At 61.4% G+C, this 23,487-nt stretch carries 23 protein-coding genes and 1 tRNA gene; 1 reads left to right on the forward strand and 23 read right to left on the reverse strand.

From position 1 onward, the window contains the following. Positions 1-231: 231 nt before the first annotated feature. Positions 232-308: transfer RNA gene (locus ACFOFO_RS08215), tRNA-Val, on the reverse strand. Between the two features lie 132 nt (positions 309-440). Here ACFOFO_RS08215 and ACFOFO_RS08220 point away from each other — a divergent pair. Then, positions 441-1,859, forward strand: coding sequence for a cation:proton antiporter (locus ACFOFO_RS08220; protein WP_390331329.1), 1,419 nt, complete (start codon positions 441-443; stop codon positions 1,857-1,859). 2 nt (positions 1,860-1,861) lie between these two features. Here the strand turns inward: ACFOFO_RS08220 and ACFOFO_RS08225 are convergent, their stop codons facing one another. From ACFOFO_RS08225 to ACFOFO_RS08330, 22 genes are all read right to left on the reverse strand, one after another. After that, positions 1,862-2,569 carry a 4'-phosphopantetheinyl transferase family protein gene (locus ACFOFO_RS08225; RefSeq protein ID WP_390323856.1) on the reverse strand — a complete coding sequence of 236 codons (708 nt, stop codon included), beginning with the start codon at positions 2,567-2,569 and terminating at the stop codon, positions 1,862-1,864. A gap of 37 nt (positions 2,570-2,606) precedes the next feature. Then, entirely contained in the window at positions 2,607-3,836 is a 1,230-nt protein-coding gene (locus tag ACFOFO_RS08230; RefSeq protein ID WP_390323855.1) for a beta-ketoacyl-ACP synthase, read from the reverse strand. Beyond that, complete coding sequence (gene fabG / locus ACFOFO_RS08235; RefSeq protein ID WP_390323853.1) at positions 3,833-4,612, reverse strand: 3-oxoacyl-ACP reductase FabG; 780 nt, start codon at positions 4,610-4,612, stop codon at positions 3,833-3,835. The genes ACFOFO_RS08230 and fabG overlap by 4 nt, the downstream gene beginning before the upstream one ends. Next, positions 4,609-5,073 (reverse strand): hotdog family protein, encoded by a 465-nt coding sequence (locus ACFOFO_RS08240; protein WP_390323852.1) that lies wholly within the window; start codon positions 5,071-5,073, stop codon positions 4,609-4,611. The genes fabG and ACFOFO_RS08240 overlap by 4 nt, the downstream gene beginning before the upstream one ends. Position 5,074: 1 nt before the next feature. Further along, entirely contained in the window at positions 5,075-6,265 is a 1,191-nt protein-coding gene (locus ACFOFO_RS08245; RefSeq protein ID WP_390323851.1) for a beta-ketoacyl-ACP synthase, read from the reverse strand. Positions 6,266-6,267: 2 nt separating this feature from the next. Beyond that, positions 6,268-6,852: a DUF3261 domain-containing protein gene (locus tag ACFOFO_RS08250; protein ID WP_390323849.1), complete on the reverse strand. Its 585-nt coding sequence runs from the start codon at positions 6,850-6,852 to the stop codon at positions 6,268-6,270. Further along, the gene (locus ACFOFO_RS08255) at positions 6,834-8,081 is read right to left on the reverse strand and encodes an NAD(P)/FAD-dependent oxidoreductase (protein ID WP_390323848.1); all 1,248 of its coding nucleotides are present in this window, start codon (positions 8,079-8,081) and stop codon (positions 6,834-6,836) included. The genes ACFOFO_RS08250 and ACFOFO_RS08255 overlap by 19 nt, the downstream gene beginning before the upstream one ends. Positions 8,082-8,255: 174 nt before the next feature. After that, entirely contained in the window at positions 8,256-10,574 is a 2,319-nt protein-coding gene (locus ACFOFO_RS08260) for an MMPL family transporter (protein WP_390331374.1), read from the reverse strand. Positions 10,575-10,659: 85 nt separating this feature from the next. Next, positions 10,660-11,277 (reverse strand): outer membrane lipoprotein carrier protein LolA, encoded by a 618-nt coding sequence (locus tag ACFOFO_RS08265; protein ID WP_390323846.1) that lies wholly within the window; start codon positions 11,275-11,277, stop codon positions 10,660-10,662. Between the two features lie 8 nt (positions 11,278-11,285). Next, a complete protein-coding gene (locus ACFOFO_RS08270; protein WP_390323845.1) occupies positions 11,286-11,726 on the reverse strand; it encodes an acyl-CoA thioesterase in 441 nt (146 codons plus the stop codon). Next, positions 11,719-13,275, reverse strand: a complete 1,557-nt coding sequence (locus tag ACFOFO_RS08275; protein WP_390323843.1) for an HAL/PAL/TAL family ammonia-lyase — start codon at positions 13,273-13,275, stop codon at positions 11,719-11,721. Before ACFOFO_RS08275 ends, ACFOFO_RS08270 begins: the two co-directional genes overlap by 8 nt. Further along, positions 13,262-14,266: an LpxL/LpxP family acyltransferase gene (locus tag ACFOFO_RS08280; RefSeq protein WP_390323841.1), complete on the reverse strand. Its 1,005-nt coding sequence runs from the start codon at positions 14,264-14,266 to the stop codon at positions 13,262-13,264. Before ACFOFO_RS08280 ends, ACFOFO_RS08275 begins: the two co-directional genes overlap by 14 nt. After that, complete coding sequence (locus ACFOFO_RS08285; RefSeq protein ID WP_390328015.1) at positions 14,263-15,033, reverse strand: glycosyltransferase family 2 protein; 771 nt, start codon at positions 15,031-15,033, stop codon at positions 14,263-14,265. The genes ACFOFO_RS08280 and ACFOFO_RS08285 overlap by 4 nt, the downstream gene beginning before the upstream one ends. Beyond that, a complete protein-coding gene (locus ACFOFO_RS08290) occupies positions 15,023-16,879 on the reverse strand; it encodes an AMP-binding protein (protein ID WP_390323840.1) in 1,857 nt (618 codons plus the stop codon). Before ACFOFO_RS08290 ends, ACFOFO_RS08285 begins: the two co-directional genes overlap by 11 nt. After that, positions 16,872-17,456, reverse strand: coding sequence for a COG4648 family protein (locus tag ACFOFO_RS08295; RefSeq protein ID WP_390323839.1), 585 nt, complete (start codon positions 17,454-17,456; stop codon positions 16,872-16,874). Before ACFOFO_RS08295 ends, ACFOFO_RS08290 begins: the two co-directional genes overlap by 8 nt. Beyond that, on the reverse strand, positions 17,453-17,689 hold the full coding sequence (locus tag ACFOFO_RS08300) for an acyl carrier protein (RefSeq protein ID WP_390323836.1): 237 nt from the start codon (positions 17,687-17,689) through the stop codon (positions 17,453-17,455). The genes ACFOFO_RS08295 and ACFOFO_RS08300 overlap by 4 nt, the downstream gene beginning before the upstream one ends. A 30-nt stretch (positions 17,690-17,719) precedes the next feature. Beyond that, positions 17,720-17,986: a phosphopantetheine-binding protein gene (locus tag ACFOFO_RS08305; RefSeq protein WP_390323835.1), complete on the reverse strand. Its 267-nt coding sequence runs from the start codon at positions 17,984-17,986 to the stop codon at positions 17,720-17,722. Then, on the reverse strand, positions 17,973-18,752 hold the full coding sequence (locus ACFOFO_RS08310) for a lysophospholipid acyltransferase family protein (RefSeq protein ID WP_390323834.1): 780 nt from the start codon (positions 18,750-18,752) through the stop codon (positions 17,973-17,975). The genes ACFOFO_RS08305 and ACFOFO_RS08310 overlap by 14 nt, the downstream gene beginning before the upstream one ends. Further along, positions 18,745-19,512: a beta-ketoacyl synthase chain length factor gene (locus ACFOFO_RS08315; RefSeq protein ID WP_390323833.1), complete on the reverse strand. Its 768-nt coding sequence runs from the start codon at positions 19,510-19,512 to the stop codon at positions 18,745-18,747. The genes ACFOFO_RS08310 and ACFOFO_RS08315 overlap by 8 nt, the downstream gene beginning before the upstream one ends. A 668-nt stretch (positions 19,513-20,180) precedes the next feature. Further along, positions 20,181-21,965, reverse strand: coding sequence for a chemotaxis protein CheA (locus ACFOFO_RS08320; protein WP_390323830.1), 1,785 nt, complete (start codon positions 21,963-21,965; stop codon positions 20,181-20,183). 3 nt (positions 21,966-21,968) lie between these two features. Next, positions 21,969-22,724, reverse strand: a complete 756-nt coding sequence (locus ACFOFO_RS08325; RefSeq protein ID WP_390323828.1) for a protein phosphatase CheZ — start codon at positions 22,722-22,724, stop codon at positions 21,969-21,971. Then, positions 22,721-22,966: a hypothetical protein gene (locus ACFOFO_RS08330; protein WP_390323827.1), complete on the reverse strand. Its 246-nt coding sequence runs from the start codon at positions 22,964-22,966 to the stop codon at positions 22,721-22,723. The genes ACFOFO_RS08325 and ACFOFO_RS08330 overlap by 4 nt, the downstream gene beginning before the upstream one ends. Between the last annotated feature and the right edge of the window lie 521 nt (positions 22,967-23,487).

The raw sequence follows: 23,487 nt of genomic DNA on the forward strand, positions 1-23,487 counted from the left end.
AAAAAGCGCGGACTAGCCGCGCTTTTTCCATTTTCTGATGACGAAAAAGATCCCGACTAGCGTCGCTCACACACTGGAGTGTTAGTTCGCGGTGTCATAACCGGGTGCCTTTCTCGCTCTTACAAAACAAATTACTTCAAGTTAGTTCGAATTACTTCGAATTACTTGTTAATTAACAGCTCACCAAATCAGGTATTGCTTTGGAGTGTATGTAGCTGAAAATTGTTAACTTGGTGGGCGGTGAGGAATTCGAATCCCCGACCCCTTGGATGTCGACCAAGTATTCTAACCAGCTGAACTAACCGCCCGAAGCACAGAATTATAAAGAAGTTTTGCGATGCGTACAAGCCTTTTGCCACATTCCCAGGCCGTTTAATGATGTGCCGGTTTATCAGGCGGTATCAGGCTGTTACACTGCGCGCCATTATTCTAATTAATGCATGGACAATATGCCGCGCGCCCGCCTCAATGCTTACTCCCGTACCACTTTGGCCTACCTGCTGTTAATCGGCTTGCCGATGTTGCTGATATTTGCGGTAATTGGTCTTGGCAGACCACCGGTCGCGCCTACCGCGAACGTCCTCAAACAGCTCTTGCCGGCGCCTGCGGCAATGCCGAATCTGGTTCTGTTGCTGGCCCAGGTGGCGATGATCATCACCTGTGCGCGATTGGCCGGGCAACTGTTCCGTCGCATCGGTCAGCCGCAGGTGGTGGGCGAAATGGCGGCCGGCATTGCGCTGGGGCCGACCCTGCTCGGCAGCCTGGCGCCCGGAATGACGACCCTGCTGTTTCCACCGCAGACCCTGGGATTTTTGCAGGCGATCAGTCAGCTCGGGATGATCGTATTCATGTTTGTGATCGGGCTTGAACTGGACCCCGCTGTTCTGCGCGAACGCAAGCGCACCGCCGTGCTGGTTAGCCTGACCAGCATCGCGCTGCCGTTTGCGTTGGGGGTGCTGCTTGCGGTCTGGCTTTATCCGCACTTCGGTCCCGCGCAAGTCGGTTTTACCGGTTTCGCACTGTTCATCGGTATCTCGATGAGCGTTACCGCATTTCCGGTGTTGGCGCATATCCTGAAAGAACAAGGTTTGAGCCGAACCAGTTTGGGCGCCCTAGCGCTGACCTGCGCCGCACTGAACGATGTCGCGGCCTGGCTGATCCTTGCCGCCGTCGTGATTATCGTCAAAGCCGATCATCAGCTCGCATCGTTGCCGCTCACACTGGGTGCCGCGGCACTGTATGTGCTGATCATGCTCAAGTTGGTGCGTCCTGTGCTTGCGCGTTGCTTCCAGCAGAAACAAGACACTGCACTGTCTCGCAATCGGCTGGCGCTGATACTGGTGCTGGTACTATGCTCGGCGCTGGCAACCGAATGGCTTGGCATTCACGCATTGTTCGGCGCATTTCTGGCAGGCGCCATCACGCCGCGCAATATCGGTCTGACGGAAAAGCTGATCGTGCGGCTGGAAGATTTTACGATGGTGATGCTGCTGCCGCTGTTTTTTGTATTTACCGGCTTGCGCACGGATATGCGCCTGCTCGGCCAATCCAATGCGTTAATTGCCTGCGGGTTGGTCATCGCGGCAGCTGTTGCCGGCAAGATCGGCGGTGCGGCGCTGGCGGCGCGTGCCAGTGGCGTCGCATGGCGCGATGCCGGCGCCCTGGGAATCCTGATGAATACGCGCGGCTTGATGGAATTGGTGATCCTGAGTATCGGTCTGGATATCGGTGTGATCACACCGGCGCTATTTACCATCCTGGTGATCATGGCGATCGTCACGACTTGCATGACGGCGCCGTTGCTCAACCGGTTCTACCATCGGCGCAGTGCGACGCAATCGGTCAACCTGCCCACGTAAATTCAATCAAGCCCGGTCAATTCGATCCGTTCTACCCGGCTCAATGCACGATCGCTGCACATCACGATCGACAGATTTGCATGTGGCAGGCTGTGTCGATGCCAAGCGCTGCCCTGTCCGGCCAGCTGACCAGTGGCGTCGATAAACATCGCGCCAATGGTTTGAGGTTGCAGCTCCGATTTTTGTCCCGCGCGCAGTTTGTAGTGCGCCTCTTTCAGGCTCCACAAATGATGAAATGCCGCGCGGCGCTCGGCATCAGGCTGGCGCCCTAGCCACGCGCGCTCGCTGGCATCAAATGCGATCTCGCTCATCGCATCGATATCGCGCGCCGGATCGATCCGTTCGATGTCCAGGCCCAGCGTCGCGTCCAAACTGACGGCACAGGCGATCCAGTTGCCACTATGCGACAGGCTGCAATACGGCGATGGCCCTGCGTAACCGGCAAGATTAAGTTGCGGTGAATTTCCGGGGCGCTCCACGATGCTGATCGCATCAGGCGCCAGGCCGGTCACGCTGCCGACCGCGCGTCTTAACAAGATCCGTCCCAGTAAAAACTGCCATTGACGCTGATGGCGGGTGAAGCGTGCGTAACGCTGGGCTTCGCTGCTGCCAAGCCTGGGCAGGAACATGGCACACTCCTGTGCCCATTGCTGCTCATCGCCATCACCGTGCTCAAGTAGGAAGAGCGTGGCAGCCGCGTGATCGCTCATTGGTTGCGGCATCCTGAGAAACAATGCATGCGCGGGCTTATCGGTAGCGCCTGAAAATCAACGACGTATTGATGCCGCCGAAAGCGAAGTTATTCGACATGACATAGTCGGTTTGCAGCGCACGTCCTTGGCCGGTGATGTAATCGAGTTCGGCGCATTGCGGATCCACATTTTCCAGATTAATGGTCGGCGCGAACCAGCCATCGCGCATCATTTCAATGCTGATCCAGGCTTCCAGCGCACCGCAGGCACCGAGTGTATGCCCCATATAGCTCTTCAGCGAGCTGATCGGCATCACGTCGCCGAATACCTTGGCGGTCGCATGCGACTCTGCGATATCGCCCTGCTGGGTGCCGGTGCCGTGCGCATTGACATAACCGATGGCCGACGGCGGCAGGCCAGCGTCGGCCAGCGCCAGATCCATCGCAATCTTCATCGTGTCCGCGTTGGGCTGGGTCACATGGCAGCCGTCGCTGTTGGTGCCGAAGCCGACGATCTCGGCGTGGATCGTCGCGCCACGGGCAAGGGCGTGCTCCAGGTCTTCCAGAATCAGGCTGCCGGCGCCCTCGCCAATCACCAGACCATCGCGCGACACATCGAACGGACGCGGTGTGGTGTCGCCCTCATCGTTGCGCACGCTGGTCGCGAACAGCGTATCGAACACTGCCGCTTCAGTGGCGCACAATTCCTCAGAACCGCCGGCGATCATCGCACGCTGGCGGCCGCCGCGAATGGCCTCGTACGCGTAACCGATGCCCTGGCTGCCCGAAGTACAGGCGCTGGACGTGGTAATCACGCGCCCGGTCAGGCCAAAGAACACGCCGACATTGACCGGCGCGGTGTGCGCCATCATCTTGATATAGGTGGTGGCGTTGATGCCCTTGGTGGTGCGCTCTTCCATCATCTTGCCGAAGTCGCCGATCGCGCTCGGACTCCCTGCCGACGAACCATAGGCGATGCCCATCCAGCCGCTCTTGAGCAACGGATCGTCGATCAGGCCGGCGTCGATCAGGGCCAACTCGCTGGCGCGCGTCGCCATCAGAGCGACCCGCCCCATGCTGCGCATACTCTTGCGGTGGTAGCGGTCCGACAAGCCGAACTCGGCAGCCGGCGCACCCAGTTGCGTATTCAAGCCTTCATAGTCGGACCACTCATCCATCCGGACCACCGCGTTGCGGTAACTGCCGAGCCGCTGGCGGATACTGGGCCAGTCATTGCCGATCGGGCTGATCCCGGCCATGCCGGTGACGACGACGCGACGGCTCATGCCAGCCCTCCGTTGACGGAAATCACCTGACGCGTGATGTAGGCGGCGTCATCGCTCACCAGGAAGCTGACTGCGGCGGCGACTTCTTCCGGTTTGCCGATGCGGCGCAACGGGATCATTTTTAACGCTTCTTCCATCGGCACCTCGCTGACCATGTCGGTCTCGATCAAACCCGGCGCCACGCAGTTGACGGTGATGGCGCGTTTCGCCAGTTCCAGCGCCAGCGCCTTGGTGGCGCCGATGATGCCGGCCTTGGCCGCGCTGTAATTGACCTGCCCGCGATTGCCGACCAGGCCGGAAACCGACGCCATGGTCACGATGCGGCCCGGTGCCCGGCGCCGCACCAGCGGCATGATCAAGGGGTTGAGCACGTTGTAGAATCCGTCCAGATTAGTCTGCAGCACGATGTCCCAGTCTTCGCCCGACATCGCCGGAAACGCATTGTCACGGGCGACGCCGGCGTTGCAGACCACGCCGTAATAACAGCCGTGCAGTTCGATGTCGGCTTCCAGCGCGGCGGCGGTCGCGGTGCGCTCGGCGATGTCGAACTGCAGCACGCGGGCTTGCCGGCCCAGCGCGACGATCTGCTGCGCGACCGCATCGGCTTCCTCGCGCCTGCTACGGCAATGCAACACAATATCGTAACCATCGCGCGCCAGGCGCAGTGCGATAGCCTTGCCGATGCCGCGACTGGAACCGGTGACCAATACCGATTTCGATGCAGTTGGCCTGGATGCGCCTGGTGTGGATTCGGTTTGTGTAGGTCCGTACGTCATGCCGAAACTCCTTCGAGAAAATGATTGACATTGTCAGGCTGAAAGACGGTGACAGTCGCGGTCGCCAGCGCTGCACTGGGCTCTGCGCCCACGGCACTGATCCGGCACCCGAACGAGCCCAATCCGTTTTCGCCCTGCAATATGCGTTCGATGCGCACGCGCAGAATACTGCCCAGCGCGAAATTCGGACGACTGCATTCATAGCGGCGCGAGCCGAGCAGAAATCCGACCTTGACCGGTGCGCCGCGCAATCTGGCCAAATAACCGGCATGCGCGGCGATCGCCTGCGCCATGTATTCGATGCCGACCCAGGCGCCGACGCCGTCTGCATTGCAGAACAGGCTGTCAGGCCGGATGGCGACTTCCGCACACAGGCTGTCGGCATCGGCCGCGACCACGCGGTCCAGCAAGACCATGGTCCCGGAATGCGGTAGCAGCGTACGAATATCGGGAAAATCCATCTCAGCCTCTCCCGAACAGCAGTGTCGCATTGGCACCGCCGAACGCGAACGAATTGCTGAGCGCCCATTGCAACGGACGCCCCAAGCGGGACCCCGGCGCCGCCACATTCAGTTGCGGCAAGGCAGGATCGGCGGCACCATCCCACAGATGCGGCGGCAGCACGCCGTCGGCATTGTCCTCCTGCATCGCCAGCCAGCAGATGCCGGCCTCGAGCGCGCCGGCCGCACCCAGCGCATGGCCGGTAAACGGCTTGGTGGAACTGACTGCGGTGCTATCACCGAACAGCGCATGCACCACGCGCGATTCCATCGCATCGTTTTGCGCGGTGGCAGTGCCGTGCAGGTTGACATAATCGATCTGGCTGGCGGTGACGCAGGCGCGCTGGAGTGCCTGCTCGATCGCCAGCCGCGCGCCGGCGCCGGACGGATCGGGCGCCGACATGTGATGGCCGTCCGACGATTCGCCCCAACCACGCAAGGCGACCGTAGCGGCACCGTGCTCGGCCTCCCGACTCATCAGAAACAGTGCTGCGCCCTCACCGATATTAATGCCGTTGCGATTGACACTGAGCGGATTGCATGGCGCGGTGCTAACGGATTCGAGCGCGCTGAATCCGGCCACCGTGAAGGCGCACAGCGAATCGACGCCGCCGGTCACGACCGCATCGCAAACGCCCATTTTCAACAAGCGGGCGGCGCTCGCCATCGCTTTTGCGCTCGACGCGCAGGCGCTGGAGTGAACATAGGCCGGTCCGCTAATGCCGAGCGTCGCCGCCAGCATCGCCGCCGGCGACCCCAGCTCCTGCTGGCCGTAATGGAACTGTGCAGGCAAGGCGCCGTGCGCCACATATTCCCGTACCGCGGCTTCACTCTCGGCAATGCCGGAGGTGCTGGTGCCGAGCACGATGCCGATGCGTGCGGCGCCATAACGATCGATCGTGGCATCGACCGCCAGCCTGATCTGCGCCAATGCGGCCAGCGCCAACTGGTTGTTGCGACTGCGGTGCGCCGCCGGCAAGCTAGCCGCACTCGGCAGCACAGCATCCACCAGACCGAGCGCCAGCGTGCGTCCGGCCGAGTAGGCATCGGTCGCTACCAAACCGCTGCGGGCGTCGACCAACAGCCGACGCTTGACCGCATCATGCGTAGAGCCGAGAGCGCAAACCATGCCTAACTGATTCAGATAAAACATATTCAGGAGCCGCTGGAAACCGATTGGATCGTCAGGTGATAGTGATAGCGCAGGTTCGACAACTCTACTGTGCCGCTCCAGCGCGGAGTGCCGCTGTAGTCGATCACGGTGACCGGCGCATCGTCCAGGAACAGCGTGCGGCGCAAGCCGCTTTCTTCGGCGCGCCAACCGGCCGGCAAGGCTTGCCGGATCGACTCCAGCGGCCACAAAGTCAGCTGCAAGTCTTCCAGCACATCTTCGGCCCGTACCTGCGCCGGCAGCATCAGGTGGCGCCAGGATTGCAGATTCTGGCCATCGTAATGCAGGGTCAGCACGCGCTGGCCGAGTGCCAGGCCAACCAGTTCCAGATGCTCCGGATCGACTTCCAGCGCAGCATCGAGCTCGTCGGTGCGGCCGTCGCGTTGCACCGTCAGATGCTGCTGCAGGCTGATCGATGCGCCCAGCGCGGCCGGTGCCAGTTTCAGTCCGATTAGCTGGCGGCCGGTCTGCCTGGGCGGCGTGGCGCAGCCGGCCAGCACGGACAGCATTAATAGCAAAGCCGTGGCGGACGCCAGACGCTGCATACCGATCAGGCCGGCGCGGTGCATAGCTGCTCCAGTGTTGCCAGCCGACGGCCGGTTTCACGCACGTACGGATTGCTCTGGTCCCACGCATAACCGGCCAGAATGGCCGAAATCATGCCGCGGATTTCCGGTTGCTGCCCTTGGTAGAAAATGATTTCCTGAAAGCCGCCGGCATACCATGACTCGACAAAGGCGCGGAAAGTGTCGACACCCTTTTTCAGTGGAATCGCATAGTCGTTTTGCCAGTCGACTGCTTCACCGGTGAACTGACGCTGCAACATGGCCGCTGCCAGGCTGGCCGATTTGACGGCAATCGTCACGCCGGACGAGAACACTGGATCGAGAAACTCGCCGGCATTGCCCAGCAACGCAAAGCCCTTGCCCCACAGCGATTTGACGTTGGCCGAATAACCGACGATCTGGCGCGCAGGTGTGTCCCACTTGGCGTTGGCCAGCAGCTTCGACAGGCCCGGATCTTCGTTGACGATCGCTTGCAGGCGCGCGGTTTCGCTACCCTGATAGCGCTCCAGGAAGCTGTTTTCAGCCACCACGCCGAGCGAGCAGCGACCGCCGGCAAACGGTATGGTCCAGTACCAGACATCGCAATGGTCCGGATGCACCGTGACGCGGATCTTGTTGCGATCGAATCCCTGCGCCGGGATGCCGTCCTCGATATGGGTGAAAATCGCACCGCGCACCGGGAAATTCGATGGCGTTTCGAGTTGCAGCAGGCGCGGCAGCACCCGGCCGAAGCCGCTGGCGTCGAGGATGAAACCGGCTTCGATCTGGTAGTGCTCGCCGGCCGGATTTCTTACCGTAACACGCGGTTTGTCGCCGTCCAGATCGACCGCCAGCACCTGATGCTGGTAGCGGATTTCGGCACCCTGGCGCGCGGCTTCATTGGCCAGAATCTGGTCGAATTGCGCGCGCTGCACCTGATACGTGGTACCCCAACCTTCGGAATGCTTCTGGCGAAAATCGAAATCGGTATAGCTGTCGCCGCGCACGAATGCGGCACCGTTCTTGAACTGGAATCCTGCCTCCACCACCGCGCGCAGCATGCCGGCCTGCTCCAGGTAGGCCATGCTTTGCGGCAGCAGGCTCTCGCCGATACTGAAACGCGGGAACAGCTCGCGCTCGATCACCAGTACCTGCCGTCCCTGCTGGCGCAGCAGCGCCGCGGCCACCGCACCGGCCGGGCCGGCGCCGATGATCAGGATCTCGCAAGTTTCAAATTTTGATTCGCTTGTCATGCATTCTTTCGTATCGGGACTTCAGGCAGACGGCGGAACATAAATATACTCCCAATATAAAACCGCTATGCCGCCAATAAAACAATGGGAATTAGGACATACTCCGATAGCTATCATAAAAAACAATGATTGACGACGGTTGGGAGCGCAATTTTCGCATATCCCCCGCCTCGACTACTGCTGCTCGCGGCCAAAACAGGGCACGATCAGCCACACCAGCGCGGTGCCGATCAGCATGGTCAGGCCGAACGCGTGCAACGGTGGAGTCTTGCTCAGACTCAGCAAACCGAACGACAGCAAGGCGTTGATCGCCGACAGCCCGACCGTCAGCCAGGCAAACCGGTCGCGGCGGTCGATCTGTTCATACAGGAAGATGCCGTAATCGACCCCGAGGCCGAGAATCAGCATCAGGGCCAGCACATGAAACAATTGCAGCGGCTGGCCGGTCCATCCCAGCAAGGCCAGCGTCGCCATGCTGGCCAGCAGCGGCGGTGCCATGATGCGCCAGGCGGCGGCGCGATAGCGGATCGACAGCAGCGCGAAAATCGCCGCATAGGCGCCCAGCAGCACCCACCCCATATACAGCCGGTAGCGCCCCAGTACCGACGAAATCTCGCCGACCTTGTCGACCCACTGCACCCCGTCCATTCCTTGTGCCGCCTGCTTCAGTTGCGGCAGGCCGGCATAATCGTTCAGCCCGCGCAGCGCGACGATACTGGCATAGGGATTGCCGTCGATACCCGTCACCTGCCCCAGCCACAAATGGCGCCACGGCTCGCTGGCCGGCAGTTGCAAGAAATCGGCCGGCGTCAACGGCGCGGCCGATGTCAACAGGCGCTTGCGCATCGTCGCGCTCCAGTCGCTGTCCTCGCCGATCCGCTGCGCCAGCAGGCCCAGCGGTCCGTCGTCGGCCAGCAGATTGTGCCCGACCGCCGCACGATTGGCCGCCTGCGCCTGTTGCGACGGCACCCAGTTCGACAGCGCCTGATAGCCGCTGATCAGGTGTTTCGCGATCAGCGGATCGAGCCGCTGTTTCAGCGCTTCTTCGCGCTGCAACACGATTTCGGCGCTGGCGCCACGCACCAGGTAGAACTGCACCGGGGTCGGTGCATCAAGCAATTTTCCGACCTTGATCTGGTCCGCCAGCAATGCCTTCGGCGGGCTTTGCAGCGAACGGATATCGTCGTTGACGCCCAGGCGCGCCAGGCCGAACCCGGCCAAGGCAACGAACAGCAGCGCCAGCACCAGCGTGGTCCGGTTCCAGTGCAACAAGGGCCAGCGCACCAGGCTGGCGCCGTAACGCTCGGCCGCACGCGTGCCGTGCAGGCTATCCGGCTGCAGCAGAAATGGGAACCAGCAGATGACGGTCAGCCATGCGAACAGCAGCCCCAGCGCGGAGAACAACGCCATCTGACGCAAGCCCGGAAACGGGGTCAGCGCCAGTCCCATATAGCCGATCACCGCCGCCGCCAGGGTCAGTAGCAGTCCCGGCCACAAGCGCCGCAGCAATTGCGCCGAACTGAGCGCACGGTCGGCGCCGAGCCGGCTGCACATGAAATAGATCCCGTAATCCTGCGCCACCCCGATCAGGCTGGCGCCGAACACCAGCGTCAGCAAATGCACCCGCCCAAACACCAGCCAGCACAGCGACCACGCGCCGAGGCAGCCGATGCCGAGCGACAGCGCGATCAACAGGATCGGCTTGACCGAGCGGAACGTCAGCCACACCAGCAACACGATACCCGCCAGCGAACCGAGACCGATGGTCGACATTTCGCCACTGGCCTGGGTGCTGGCAGCGGCCGCATGCAGCACCACGCCGGCGCTCACCAGTTCGACCTGCGGCACCGCCTGGCGCGCAGCCTGCGCCGCGCGTTCCAGCAACGGCAGCACCGAGCGCTGCGCCGTCATCGAAAACGCAGGGACCTTCAGCGTCAGCGGCAACAGTACATATTGGCGACCATTGTTCTCGACAAACAGCCGTTCGTCCCGCGGCCGCACTGGCGTCTCCTGCGCGCGCGCCTGCACCCAGCCGCTGAACAAGCCGAATGGGTCGTCCTGCCAGGCGCCGAGCTTGGGCCCGGCGAACGGGCTGTACAACTGGCCGAGCGCGGTGTCGACCCAGTACTGTTTCGGTTGATGCTGCAGCGCGTCCTGCTGGGCCGGCGTCAGTAGCGCCGGACGATGCTGTTGAAACGGTGCCAGCCAGTCGTTCTGCGCCTGCTCGGTCATCGGTGGCGGCAGTTGCAACAAGTCGCCGCGTTGCGCCAGCACCGCGCTGTAGGCGTCGGCCGCGCGTTTCGCCTGGGTCCAGTCGTCGGCGCCGACCAGCACAATCACGCGCTGCTGGGCCGAATCGACCATGTGGCTAAACGATTGCTGCAATACCGGATCGCGCTCCTCGACCGGCAGCAAGGCCAGGATGTCGGAATCGGGCACGATCTTCTGGCCGAACCACAGATAGGCGTTATGCGCCAGCAGCAACACTGCCACCAGCGCCCACAATATCGGCAACGCGCGGCGGTTTGGCGTGTGCGCGCCCTTGTTCGCGCCCTTATGCGCGCCCGTATTCGCAACCTTACTCAAACAGCTTCCCTTCGTCGGCGCTCATCGCCGCATCGCCGGTCTGGACGTTGCTGAATGTGATGACGGTCTGATCGCCGCTGGCTTCGGTCATGGTCAGATGCTTGACGTAGGCGCCGCCCTCCATCGTGATGCTGCCGATGGCCTTGGCCAGCGCCGGCTGGCGTGCTTTCAGCGCAACATTCCAGTTGTTGCCATGGATTGCGCCCTCCAGTTCGAACAGGTTTTCCAGCTGGCTCAGGTCGCCGGCCAGCAATGAAAACAACACGCTGTTGATCATCTTGACCACCGGTTCCTGCTTGGCGTCGAGCCGCATCGCGACCCGTTCTCCCTGCAGGTGCACGATTTCATCGCGCGTCAGGCGCAAGGTGTTCGGGAACGGCTGCAAGGTGCGCCACAGCACGCCCTTGCCCGCCACCACGCAAAATCGCCCGTTCGACTGCAAGGGCTTTTTCAGGCCGGCCAGCTGTTTGCTCTGATCGAAACGGCCGCACAGCACATTGGGCTTGGCCAGCATGTTCTGGATCTGCACGACCGGGGCGCCAGCCCACGATGGCGTCGCGCACAGCCACAGGCTGGCGATCAGCAAGCATCGATTGATGGAATTTCTCATGGTCCCGATCATGTTGGTTGCACTCCCAGTTTTTCAAATAACACTGGCGGCGACGCGAAGCACATCGCGCGCGTCGCGATCTCGACCGCGACCTGCGTGGTGCTGGCGCGGTGCAGGCGGCGTCCGCTGGCCGCGTCGGTGATCAGGTAATCGATCTTCAGCCGGTTTTCCCATTCGACGATGTCGGCGCGCAACTTCAGCCGCTGGCCGAAGGCCGCCGGCGCCACATAGCGCAGATGCATGTCAATCACCGGCCATGCATAGCCGGACGCCTGCATCTGCCCATAGTTGTAGTCGATCTTGTCGAGCAAGGCGCAGCGCACGATTTCAAGGTATTTCACGTAGTTGCCGTGCCACACAATTTCCATCGGATCGAGATCGAAGAACTGCACCTGCAGCTCGACTTCGGCGAACCAGCGGCTAGCCGGTTTATGCAACCTGTCACTCATACAAGGTCCAGGCTTGGGTGCGAATCCGCTCCAGCAACACGCGCAGGTCCGGTTCCAGCCGGCGGTCCTCTTTGACCACGCCGATGTCGGCATCCAGTTCGGCCAGCATCGCGGTCAGTGACGCCTCCGGCACCAGCGCCGGATTGAGCTTGCTGCGCAGCCAGGCGCCCTGCCGTACGGTAATCAGCAACGCGGCGACGACCTGCTCGGTCAGTTCCAGCACGCGCAGGCAATCGCGCGCGGCGATCGTGCCCATGCTGACCTTGTCCTGATTGTGGCATTCGGTCGAGCGCGAAAACACCGAGGCCGGCATGGTCAGCTTCAGCGCTTCGGCAGTCCAGGCCGACGCGCTGATCTGCAGCGCTTTCAGGCCGTGGTTGATGGCCGCGCGCGGCCCTTCGACGGCCGACAGGTTAGCCGGCAAGCCATTGCTGTAGCGGCTGTCGACCAGCAGCGCCATCTGGCGATCGAGCAGGTCGGCCAGATTGGCCACCGCGTTTTTCATGCTGTCCATCGCGAACGCGATATGGCCGCCGTAGAAATGGCCGCCGTTCAGGACGCGCTCGTTTTCAGCATCGATGATCGGATTGTCGTTCGCGCTGTTCAGTTCATTCTCGATCGATGCGCGCAGCCACGGCAACGCATCGGCCAGCACGCCGATCACATGCGGCGCGCAGCGGATCGAATAGCGGTCCTGTAGCCGTTTTTCATTGCGTGGCGGCTGGTCACACGGCAGATCCTGGCGCAGCCAGGCGGCGACACCCTGCTGGCCGGCGTGCGGCTTGACCGAAAACAGCATTTCGTCGAAATGGTGCGCATTACCGTCCAGCGCAAACGAGGCCAGCGCAGTGATGCGGGTGCTCAGCCGGGTCAGATATTCGGCGCGCGAATAAGCGAGGCAAGCCAGCGCAGTCATCACGGCAGTACCATTCATGATCGCCAGCCCTTCCTTGGGCCGCAGGCGCAACGGCGTGATGCCGGCATCAGCCAATGCCTGCGCCGCCGGCACGATGGCGCCATCGCGCCACACCTCGCGCTCGCCGCACAGCACGGCGGCCAGGTAAGACAGCGGCGTCAGGTCACCGCTGGCGCCGACCGAACCTTCGGACGGAATCAGCGGCAACAGGCCATGCTCAAGCAGGCGCACGATTTGCTCCAGCAGTTCGACGCTGACGCCGGAATAGCCCTTGCACAGCGACGCCAGCCGGGTCGCGATCACCGCCCGCGTCTGCGACGGGCTGAAATGCTGGCCCAGGCCGCAGCCATGATAGGTGTATAGATGATGCGGCAATTCGGCCACCAGTTCGGCGGGAATACGCACCGTGCATGAATCACCGTAGCCGGTCGTGACGCCGTAGATCGCACCGTCTTCCAGCAACAGGCGATCCAGAAAATCGGCCCCGCGCGCAATCGCGGCGCGAAACTCGGGTGCGGTGGACAGCAGCGCGCAGGCGGTGCCATCGGCGATGTCGACGATGTCTTCGATCTGCAGGCGCTCGCGGTCGAATTGGACCGCGCGCAATGTGGTTTTGAGGTCAGCTGGATGCATCGATGGTGTCCATGGTGGAGAGGTGCCAGAAATCGTAAAAATTGAACCATTGCAGCGGCGCGCGCAGGCAGAATTGTTCGAGCCGCGCCGCATATTGCGCCGCCAGTTCTGCCAGCGCCGCATCGTATCCCTGGCGTCCGTCGCGCCCCCTGCGCGGCAGCCGCACCGATTCGCGCAGTAACTCGAAATGAATTTCGGAATGCTGCCCGGTGCGCATCGAAAACAGCATATAAATCGGGCATTGCAGCAGGCTGGCGAGAATATAGGGACCGACCGGAAACGGCGCCGGCTGGCCGAGAAAGCTGGCGATCGCAACGCGCGGCCGCTGCGACACCGGGACGCGGTCGCCGGCAATCACGATGAATTCACCCTGCTCGATTTTTTCGCTCAGCTGCATCGCGGTCGCGGGCGTGATTTCGGTGACCTGCATCAGGTTGAGCTGGCTGTCCGGATCAAGCTGGCCGAGCATGCGGTTGAATGTCTGCGCATGTTTGGTATGCACCAGCACGGTCAGCTTCAGGCCAGCGCGGCGCCGCGACATCACGCGGCACAGTTCCAGATTGCCCAGATGCGAACACACCAGCAAGCCACCGCGCTGCTGTGCGATGCTCTGCGCCACCTGTTCGTGGCCATGCAATACGGTCTGTTCCACCTTAAACAAGCCGCTCCAGACCAGCATCTTGTCGAGAATGCTCTCGCCGAAAGACGCGAAGTGGCGCAGTACACTCAGCATGCCCGGCTTGATCCCCGCTGCGGGCGTGATCCTCGTCGAATTGAAGGCGCAAACCCGGCGCAAATAATCGGCCGAGGCCCGGCGCGCCGCCGGTTTGGCGATCAGGTACCACAGCAACACCGGATACAGCACCAGCCGGAACGGCCAGCGCCCGAAGATGCGGCAGATCCAGAACATCAAGCGCATGCCGGCCACGAAGCCCGCTTCGTTGATCTGCGCCCAGTGGCGATCCTGCACAGTAACGGGTCGCGCCGTCATTGCGCACCCCGTTGCGTCCGCCATTTACGCAGCAGCAAGCGCGGCAGTCGCCGCAGCATGCCGAAAAACAGCGTCGCGTGCATGCGCGAAATCAGCGCGTTATCGCGCCACAGCCGGAAATGCGATACGCCATCGCTCGGATAACCGACCCGGGTCGGGACATTGACGAACTGCAGTCCGTCCCAGCACAGGCGCACCAGCACTTCAGTGTCGAAATCCATCCGTTCGCCCAGTCGCTGTCGCCGTGCCAGCGCAAGCACCGGTGCGACCGGATAGACGCGAAAACCGCACATCGAATCCCTGATTTGCAACGAGAGCGTATTGATCCAGACCCAGACATGGGTCAGGTAGCGGGCATAGAAACGAAGTGCCGGCACCGTCTCGTCGTATTGCGGGCACCCAACGATCAGCGCGTCCGGATTCATCTGCGCCTGCGCCAGAAATCGCGGAATATCGTCGGTCCGGTGCTGGCCGTCGGCATCGATCTGCAACGCATGGGTGTAACCGGCGTGGGCCGCATACTGCATGCCGGTCAGGATCGCCCCACCCTTGCCGCGATTACTCGCGTGCCGCAATAGTTGCACCTGACCCGGCGCAGCGGCGGCGATCCGGTCCAGCACCTGGGCACAGCCCGCCGCACTACCGTCGTCGACCAGCACACACGGCAGGTTCTGCGCCAGTACCGCGTCTACCGTGACGCCGATCACCTGTTCGTGGTTGTAGACCGGGATCAGGACACAAGGCTTGAAGATCGACTCAGACACCAGCGGCTCCGAACAGGATGCGGCCGCTGGCGTGCTGTCCGGCGGCTGAACTGAAACGGAAACTGAGCGACGACTTCTGCTGTTCGTGTCGCAATTCGTGTCGTAATTCGTGCTGCAATTCCAGCTGAAATGCCATCTCGGGCTGAATCACGCGTTGAAACTTGAGCGCATGTACGCCCAAGAATACCGGTGGCAAATCGAAGTGCGCCCGCCCGAACGCAATCGCCCAATCCAGTTGCACCACGCCCGGCAGAATCGGCGCCTGCGAGAAATGACCGTCGAAATACAACAGATCGCTTGGGGCAACCAGCTCGAACACGGCACGCATCGCATCCCGTTCCAGCAGGCGCTGACGCGGCAGTATGGGGCGCGCCTTCTGCGGCGCATCTTCCTGATCCAGCAAAGCCAGCAGTTCCGCATACGTGGTCTTGCCCTGCGCATCGACCGGGAGCGCCTCCAGATAACGCCAGCTGCGCGGCAGCGCGACACGCTCGACCGCATCGGTCAGACTGTCGCGCAGCAGGCGATTGAAAGCCAGCTTGCCGATCTCAGCCAGGATTGCGCGTCCGCTCGCGGAAGGAACGACGAAGGCCGCAACCCGCTGCCGCCGGCCTGCTGCAACATCGGCTGCCCCAGCGGTTGCCACATCGGTTGCCACAGCAACCGTCGCGTCCAGCATCAGCACCCGTACCTCGGCCACCAGCGGCGAGGCCGCCAGGCGTGCCTGAATCGTATCGAGTGACACCCGCTTTTCTTCGATCTTGACGATGCGATCGGCGCGTCCCCGCAACACGAAGCGGCCGCCATCGATCGCCTGCGCGCGATCGGCCAGCCGCAACCAGTTGGTATCAGCCAGATGCGGCGAACGAACTTCCAGCGCGTCGTCGACCGGATCGGCGGCAATGCGCCAATCTACGCCGGGCATCGGGGTCCAGCCATCGCCGCGATCCGATTCGCTCCGCTGCCGCCAGGCGATCCCGCCGGTTTCCGAGCTGCCATAGACTTCGATCGGCGCCAGCCCCAGCAGTTGCGCTGCGGCTTGCGCGACATCCGGTGGCAATGGCCCGCCGGAGGAAAACACTGCGCGCAGCCGCTGCCCAACCTGCGCCCACGCCGGACTGGCGGGCAATCTTTTCAGATGCGCGGGACTGGAAATCAGGATGCAGCCGCGTGCCGCCAACAGCGGCACCAGTTCCTCGGGAAACGCACAACTGCGCGCGTGGATCGGGCGTCCTGCGACCAGCGGCCACAATACCTTGAACAGCAGGCCGTAGATATGCTGGTGCGATACGGTAGCGACGACCTCCGGTGCGGCTGCGTCTGCCCCCGCTCTTGCCTTCACCATGGCGCCGAACAAGCGCTCCAGCGTCGCGACTTCGGACGCCAGCTGCGACATTTTTTTCGGTATCGATTGCGCCGCGCCAGTGCTACCCGAGGTGTACACCACGAGGCCGGCGAACTCGGGCGCCAACGGCTTGAATCCGGCGTGCGGCGCCGTCGCATCGTCAATGCTGGGTATCAATGCCGCGCAGTCGTCCGGAAATTGACCAAGGAAGCCGTCAACCGTCACGCGCAGATTGGTGCAGGTGGCCGGCAGATTGTCGCCAGGCAGATAGACGGTCTTGCCGGCCTGCCATGCGCCAAGCAATGCCGCGCCAAATTCCAAACTATCGTTCAAATACAGCGCAAACCGATCGCCGCGGCAGCGCTCCAGCAGGGCTTGCCACGCGCGCACCCGCGCCACAAAGTCATCGTATGAAATCGGCAGGCCATCGCGCCAGCCGCAGATTGGGCGACGCGCGTCGCCCCGCGTCGCCAGCAGTTGCAATAAATCGTGCGGCTCAGCCATGCTGCCGCCTCTTGATTTGAATCCGCACCAGATATTCGACGCCAAACAGCAACCCCATCAGCAAATACGCGATAACGCCGTTATACAAGGACCAGATCGCCTGGCTTGCCCATAACGCCGTGACCAGCGCCGCCAGACCATTGAATACAAAAAACGCACACCAGACTTGGGTCACTCGGCGCGTATAGGCGACCGCCGCCGGCGGAAACTCTGGCTCGCGCAGGCGTGCCAAACGCTCGACCAACGACTGCGGGGTCAACAGGCTGGCGCCGAACAGGCCCAGCATCGCGACGTTGACCAACACGGGGTACAACTTCAACGGCAGCATCGCATTGCCCCACAACGTGAGGGCGGCCAGCAGCAAAGCGCCGCCCAGCCAGAACCATGCGAGGCGGCTGGCCTTCAGGGCCGGCACACGCGTGAGCGCAGCCAGCAACAGCAAACCGGCCAGCAGGCGCGGCTCAACCTGGCCGTTACCCAGCCACAGCGCGAGCGGATACAACAGCGTGATCAGGACCGTCAACACGCTCAGCAATCGGCCGGTTGCGGCACTGCCGGATTGTCCTCTGGCGTTCACAGCGCCTCTATCGCGTCCATCATGTCTTGCACTGTACGCACCGTCTTGAACACTTCCGGCTGCAGCCGCTTGCCAGTCAGTTGCTTCAATTTCACCGCCAGGTCGACCGCATCAATGCTGTCGATATCGAGATCGGTATACAAGTTCGACTGCGGCGTGATCTTTGCCTTATCCAGCTCGAACATCTCGTGCAGCACGTCGACGATCCACGCGAAGCGCTGGTCCTGGTTCATTGTGCTTACCTGAATCATATCCACGCTTCCTTATTTCACCCTATGGCTGGCGATCATCGCTGCCAGCGCATGTACCGATGCAAAATGACGGCGCGTCTCTTCCGAGTCGGCCGACAAAGAAATCCCATAGCGCTTCTGCAGTGCGACGCCGAGTTCCAACGCGTCGATCGAATCGAGCCCCAGTCCGTCGACGAACAATGGCGCTTCGTTGTCGATCTCGTCCGGACCGATGTCTTCCAGTTCCAGCACGTCGATGATCAGCTGCTTTACTTCTTCCTGCAATTCATGCGGCTGCATAAGCTTTGCCTTCCTTGTTAAAGTAGTCTTCCAGATATTCGGTCAGATGACGCGCCGCCAATATTTCACTGCCGGCCGCGGCAATGAATGGCCGAACATCGATATCTTCCTGCACATGAATATTGAACTGTGCCCGACGAGGCGGCACACGCCACCATTTTCCGCCCTTACCCAAGGTCGGCGGCGTGCAGCGGATCAGTACTGGCGTTACGTTCGTGGCGCCACGGACCGCGATATTGGCAGCGCCGCGCTTCAAGCGCACCTGGCCGTCGGCCAGAGTACGGGTACCTTCCGGAAAGATAATCAGATTATTTCCGCACCCGAGCGACGCAATGCAATCGTCCAGCATGTCGACGCCGGAATCGTTACGGATATAACCGGCCGCGCGCACCGGGCCATGGGTGAACGGATTGTTCCACAGTTCACTCTTGACGATGCAATCGGCACGCTTGACGAAGGCCATCAAGAAAACGGTATCGATCAGCGTCGGATGATTGGCCAGAATCAGCAAACCGCTGCGCTGCAGCCGCTCAAGCCCGGTGATCCGGTAACGCAACACCCCGAGTCCGCACATCAGGCCGACAAAGCCGCGAAACGCAACACGGATCATCGACCGCGCCAAGCGGATGCGCAACTGGCGCTTCCAGATCAGCAAATTCAGTAGCGGAACCAACAACACCCGCATCGCCAGGCCGCCAACGCCGAACGCCGCAAAACTCAGGCCGGTAGCAAAAATCCGCCAGTAACGCCCCGTCCGCTCAAGCATTGCGGGTCCACAGCCAATTGTGTTGCCGATCACGGCGCTGCAATTGACTATCTTCTCGCAGATGGAAGCGCAGCACTTGCAGACTGCCTGGCAATCCCGTTATCGCATTGTCATCCGACTCGGGATCAGCAGCGGTGGACCATGCCAGCGAAACTATGGCACCACGCTTCACACTTGCGTCAATCGTGGCCGGCTCCATCAGCCATGCCCACGCGTGTGCCGGCTGGTTGCCGTCCTGAAACGCAGAAAACATCGCTGGAATCGGACAATCGTAGACCACCAGCAGCACGGCCGGCGCACCGTCGGCCAGTAAGCCGGCAGCCTCGATCACCGCATGCTCGACACCGCTGTCACCGGCGGCCAGTGCAATATTGCTGGCGCGATCGGCGCGCGCTATCGAAAACATGCCGCCTGCGGCATTGTGTACCGACATGCCAAAGGCGGTCGGCGACAGCGGCACCACCTTTGCCAGGTCCGTCAGCATCGCGACCGAGCGCGTTGCCTCGCCATGGCGCGAGCAAAACACGGTCGGCACGTCGGTGCGTTCGCCCAAGCATTGATACGCCACCTCGAGTGCCATCTTGCCCAGCAAACTGCTGCGCCGGCGCAGCATCGGCGACATCGCCTTCAGCGCCGGTTCACTGCTGCCGGCAATGGCGCGGTCGCCCTGCGCCCATTCCAGCCACGCCGCACGGGTTTCCACACCGGGTGCCCATGCCGCATGCGCAGCAATAGAAAAACTGACCCCGTTGAAACTCATCTTCTACGATCCCTGCCTGTGTCGAATAAAGTCGCTGAATAATCTGTATTCAAGTTGGTGCCCTGCCGATGGGCGGCGACATCAAGCCGCTACCCCAATCAGCCAGATTTACGCCGATCGGCATAAATTACCCGCTAAGTACTCACCGCAATGGATGCCCAAAAAAGAGCGGCATTTTACACCCTGCACCAGTTTCGCGATGATCTGACGGCAAAATTCGTAGTGAAAAAAGCAACGTTGCCGCGGATTTTCAGGCGGCAAAACACAAACAGGCGTTGCTTTTTCATGAAATTTTGTTGGAAAGCGAGGATTGCCGGCGCCATCACCCGCCTATTCTTCGCGCCGAATTTGACCCGAGGATTTTGACCAGCAAACCCGGCATTCGGTCCCTGAAAATATACAAGAATGCAAGATGCATGGAGTATGCCCGATATTCCCCATCTAAAATTCGGATTTGACACATAGTCGCCAGGAGTATATTTCGCAGCAGAAATAATTCACCTGCTGCGCATCTCATTTCCCGGTCACAGCAGGTTAGCGCCCCCCCCAAAATGCTTGCAGTGCAGGCTGCAGGCATCGGTAGCCTTCCATTTAGTGATTTCCTGCGAAAAATCATATTAACAGCCCAAACGAGCGCTGCCTGGCGAATCCAATAGCAGGCCGGTGCGTCACGCCACCTGCCGCAACGCACTGCGACAGCCGTCCAACAGGAACGACAGGCCGACCACCAGCACCAGCTCCCCTTCGGCCGAACGCGCGGTGCCGGTGATGCCCGAGACCGACAGCGCGGTCAAAGGCTTGATCACCAGATCGGCCGTGCCATCGACCGCCTGCACCGCGAGGATATACGGCTGTGGCGCGGCGACCACGATACCGACCCGCTCCGTGCCCGGCGCATAACCGAGCACGGCGGCCAGCGAACGCACCGGCAACGGCCGTCCCTGATCTTTCAGCACCGGTGCGCCGCCGACCTCCATGAAGGTTTCCGGCAATTCCACCACCCGTTGCACCACCGCCATCGGCAGGCCCAATGCAGCGCCGGCAGTACTGACCAGCATGGTCGGCACGATCGACAGCTCGATCGGCAGCCGGATCGAAAAGCGGGTACCGGCGCCCAACTGGGAGTCGATGCGAATTGCGCCGCGGTGTTTTTCGACTGCGGTCTTGACCACGTCCATACCGACGCCACGCCCCGATACACTGGACGCGACTTCCTTGGTCGAGAAACCGGGCAGAAATACCAGCTGGAACGCCTCTTCGGCGGTTTGCGCGGCCGATTCGCCGATCAAGCCCTTGGCCAGCGCCTTCTCGCGCAATTTATCCGGATTCATGCCTTTACCGTCGTCGCCCAGTTCGATCATCACGCTATTGGCTTCCTGCCACGCCTTCAGCGAGATGAATGCTTTCAGCGACTTGCCGGCAGCGACGCGTTCGTCCGGACTCTCAATGCCATGGTCGAGCGCGTTGCGCAGCATGTGCACCAGCGGGTCGTACAGGCTATCGACCACAACCCGGTCGACTTCGGTATCGGCGCCTTCGATCACCAGCTCGACATCCTTGCCGAGTTCCTTGGCCAGCTCGCGCACCAGCCTGGGAAATTTTTGAAACAGCCGGCCGACCGGTTGCATGCGGGTCGCCAAGGTCGCCCGTTGCAGTTCGGCCGAATAGCGCGAAGCCCGTCCCAATGTCTCGGCCAGTGCCGCCATCAATTCGGCGGCCGACTCCTCGAACTTGAATTGCTGCAGTTTTTCCAGCAGCACGCTGGCCTGATTGGCGGCCTGCACCGATTCGCCCGCCACCTCCAGCAGCACATCGAGCTTGACCGCATCGACCCGGATGCTGTCTTCCTTCGGCGGCGCCACCTTCGCATCCGCGCCGACGGTTCGTCTTTCCTTGCCGTCCCAGCCGGCTTCGACCGACTTGACTGGCGCCAGCGTGGCGCCAGGCACCGCTGCGCCAGCGACTTGCGGCACCACGGCGCGGTACAGTGCGTCCCAGTCGGGACCGCCGCTCGGGTGCTTCGCATCCGAAACCGCTGCAGCGACTGGTGTCACCTTAAGCTGTTCTGCCTTGCCTTCGATCGCATCGGTCAGAATTTTTTCCAGCGCATCGGGCATCGCCGGCAAACGGTCAGGCTCAGTACCGTTATGCAATTCCGTCAACTGATCGGCGACAAAACCGCTGGCCTGCAGCGCGGCCTCGATCGCCAGCGGCGTGACCGGCGCCTTGCCGGTGCGCAGCGCATCGAACAGGTTTTCGGTCAGATGGCAGGCCGATACCATCGCACCCAGGTTCATGAAACCGGCGCCACCCTTAATAGTGTGGAACGAACGGAACACCGCGTTCAAGGTTTCCATGTCGTCCGGTCGGCGCTCCAGCCCGAGCAGATGCTCTTCCACGTTGGTCGCCAGTTCGAGCGCCTCGACGACGAAATCCTTGAGCATGTCGTCCATTCTTCAGAACCCCAGATCCGCAAGCAGATCGTCAACATCATCCTGCGCCATCGCCGACGCCGGCATTGCGGGGCCTGCCATCAGATCAACCGGCTTGTCCTTCGCCGCCACACTGGTTGGGGCATTATCCCGCAACAGCTGGGCCAATTCCTGCTCCAGTTTCTGCGTAATCGCGACCACTTTCTTGATGATCTGGCCCGTGATGTCCTGAAAATCCTGGGCCATCATGATTTCCATCAGGCGTGCCTTTTCCGATTCCGATGCGTCGGCGACCTTGACCGCGAACTGTCTGGAGTCGCCGGCCAGAGTCTTGAATTCTTCTATACCAAGCTTGCCATCGAACAATTGCGACCAGCGGCTGTCCATGTCCTTGGCCTGTTTCGACAACGATTCCTGGGCTGGCAATCCGGCGTCGATTGCATTGAGCACCTTGTTGGCGGCTTGCTCGGTCAGCGTCGCGATGTATTCAAGCCGGCCCTGAGAATCATTGACCTGCATGGCAATATCGGCCAACGAACGGTCGTATCCAAGTTCGCGCAGCGAATCGTGCAATTGGCGCACGATGCCGCCGAGTCGGTCAAACATCGGTTTGTCGGCGTGGTTCTCGGGTTTTCCATCCAGGGATATTTCGCCCAGCGGCCACGTCGCTTCAGGCGGCACGCTCAGCGCGGCTACTGGGATTGCTATCGCTATGGCTGCGCTGCGTTGAGCGGACACCTCATCAAACAAGGCTTCGAAATCATCTGCGCTGTCGCTCATTTTTGGACCATCTCCACATATATTCTTGAATTGCACTGACGCCGACGCCAGTACGGCGCCTGTACCGCAGCATTAAAACGTTGCCGCAAGGTAATGCATGCAGCGCAAATAGTCTCTAAACCGCCCGGCTTGGTCAAGACAATCTTGCGCAGCGCATCAGATTGCACGGCGTTTGTCGCCGATGCAACAGTACACTCTTTTCTTTGGGACAAAACGTCGAACAGGCGGGGGAATTCCAGCATTGATTCCTTGCCAGAACTCTGTCGGACTTACTGAGTCGACGCGAAAAATGTGCTGAAGGAGGATAGTTTTTGCCGGATTTGCAGCGTCAATAGTGCGCTATCGACCAAAGAGCCGATTAGCTATAGACCGTTCAGGTAATTTTGCCGCCGATTCTCCGGGGGCGCCTAGCTGTAAGCCCAACAGACTCCCAGGGGCGCTATCGTCTGCCGCAGCACAATGTCAGACTATTGACGCAACTCGGCTGCATGCAGGAGTCGGGCGATGCGTTGCTGACATGGGCAACATCGCGCCTACGTCAGGAGCCGGTGTCACGATCCGGTTGGTGCTGCTGTCTATCCAATGCCCCATTTGCCGGAGTATGAAAAGCATATTGCCATGTCCTGCGCAAGCAGTATGGGTTGGATGCTTGATCCCGGTCAAATGGTTGAATTTTGATCTACCCGAAGAGGTTGAACCGATGCAATATCTATTGCCGAACAGAATTGCGGTTTGCGCTGCTGGTGGTGACGATCAGTTAAAT

The sequence above is a fragment of the Pseudundibacterium arcticum genome (assembly GCF_042646465.1).
Taxonomy (GTDB): domain Bacteria; phylum Pseudomonadota; class Gammaproteobacteria; order Burkholderiales; family Burkholderiaceae_D; genus Undibacterium_A; species Undibacterium_A arcticum.

Excerpts from the sequence above, each read along its gene's own strand:
- ACFOFO_RS08270 (WP_390323845.1), bottom strand. The coding sequence starts at position 11,726 with ATGAGTGACAGGTTGCATAAACCGGCTAGCCGCTGGTTCGCCGAAGTC.
- ACFOFO_RS08280 (WP_390323841.1), bottom strand. The coding sequence starts at position 14,266 with ATGACGGCGCGACCCGTTACTGTGCAGGATCGCCACTGGGCGCAGATC.
- ACFOFO_RS08220 (WP_390331329.1), top strand. The coding sequence starts at position 441 with ATGGACAATATGCCGCGCGCCCGCCTCAATGCTTACTCCCGTACCACT.
- ACFOFO_RS08320 (WP_390323830.1), bottom strand. The coding sequence starts at position 21,965 with ATGGACGACATGCTCAAGGATTTCGTCGTCGAGGCGCTCGAACTGGCG.
- ACFOFO_RS08300 (WP_390323836.1), bottom strand. The coding sequence starts at position 17,689 with ATGAACCAGGACCAGCGCTTCGCGTGGATCGTCGACGTGCTGCACGAG.
- ACFOFO_RS08305 (WP_390323835.1), bottom strand. The coding sequence starts at position 17,986 with ATGCAGCCGCATGAATTGCAGGAAGAAGTAAAGCAGCTGATCATCGAC.
- ACFOFO_RS08240 (WP_390323852.1), bottom strand. The coding sequence starts at position 5,073 with ATGGATTTTCCCGATATTCGTACGCTGCTACCGCATTCCGGGACCATG.
- ACFOFO_RS08225 (WP_390323856.1), bottom strand. The coding sequence starts at position 2,569 with ATGAGCGATCACGCGGCTGCCACGCTCTTCCTACTTGAGCACGGTGAT.
- ACFOFO_RS08250 (WP_390323849.1), bottom strand. The coding sequence starts at position 6,852 with ATGCACCGCGCCGGCCTGATCGGTATGCAGCGTCTGGCGTCCGCCACG.
- ACFOFO_RS08230 (WP_390323855.1), bottom strand. The coding sequence starts at position 3,836 with ATGAGCCGTCGCGTCGTCGTCACCGGCATGGCCGGGATCAGCCCGATC.
- ACFOFO_RS08315 (WP_390323833.1), bottom strand. The coding sequence starts at position 19,512 with ATGAGTTTCAACGGGGTCAGTTTTTCTATTGCTGCGCATGCGGCATGG.
- ACFOFO_RS08255 (WP_390323848.1), bottom strand. The coding sequence starts at position 8,081 with ATGACAAGCGAATCAAAATTTGAAACTTGCGAGATCCTGATCATCGGC.
- ACFOFO_RS08325 (WP_390323828.1), bottom strand. The coding sequence starts at position 22,724 with ATGAGCGACAGCGCAGATGATTTCGAAGCCTTGTTTGATGAGGTGTCC.
- ACFOFO_RS08330 (WP_390323827.1), bottom strand. The coding sequence starts at position 22,966 with ATGCTGGAATTCCCCCGCCTGTTCGACGTTTTGTCCCAAAGAAAAGAG.
- fabG (WP_390323853.1), bottom strand. The coding sequence starts at position 4,612 with ATGACGTACGGACCTACACAAACCGAATCCACACCAGGCGCATCCAGG.
- ACFOFO_RS08245 (WP_390323851.1), bottom strand. The coding sequence starts at position 6,265 with ATGTTTTATCTGAATCAGTTAGGCATGGTTTGCGCTCTCGGCTCTACG.
- ACFOFO_RS08290 (WP_390323840.1), bottom strand. The coding sequence starts at position 16,879 with ATGGCTGAGCCGCACGATTTATTGCAACTGCTGGCGACGCGGGGCGAC.
- ACFOFO_RS08265 (WP_390323846.1), bottom strand. The coding sequence starts at position 11,277 with ATGAGAAATTCCATCAATCGATGCTTGCTGATCGCCAGCCTGTGGCTG.
- ACFOFO_RS08310 (WP_390323834.1), bottom strand. The coding sequence starts at position 18,752 with ATGCTTGAGCGGACGGGGCGTTACTGGCGGATTTTTGCTACCGGCCTG.
- ACFOFO_RS08275 (WP_390323843.1), bottom strand. The coding sequence starts at position 13,275 with ATGCATCCAGCTGACCTCAAAACCACATTGCGCGCGGTCCAATTCGAC.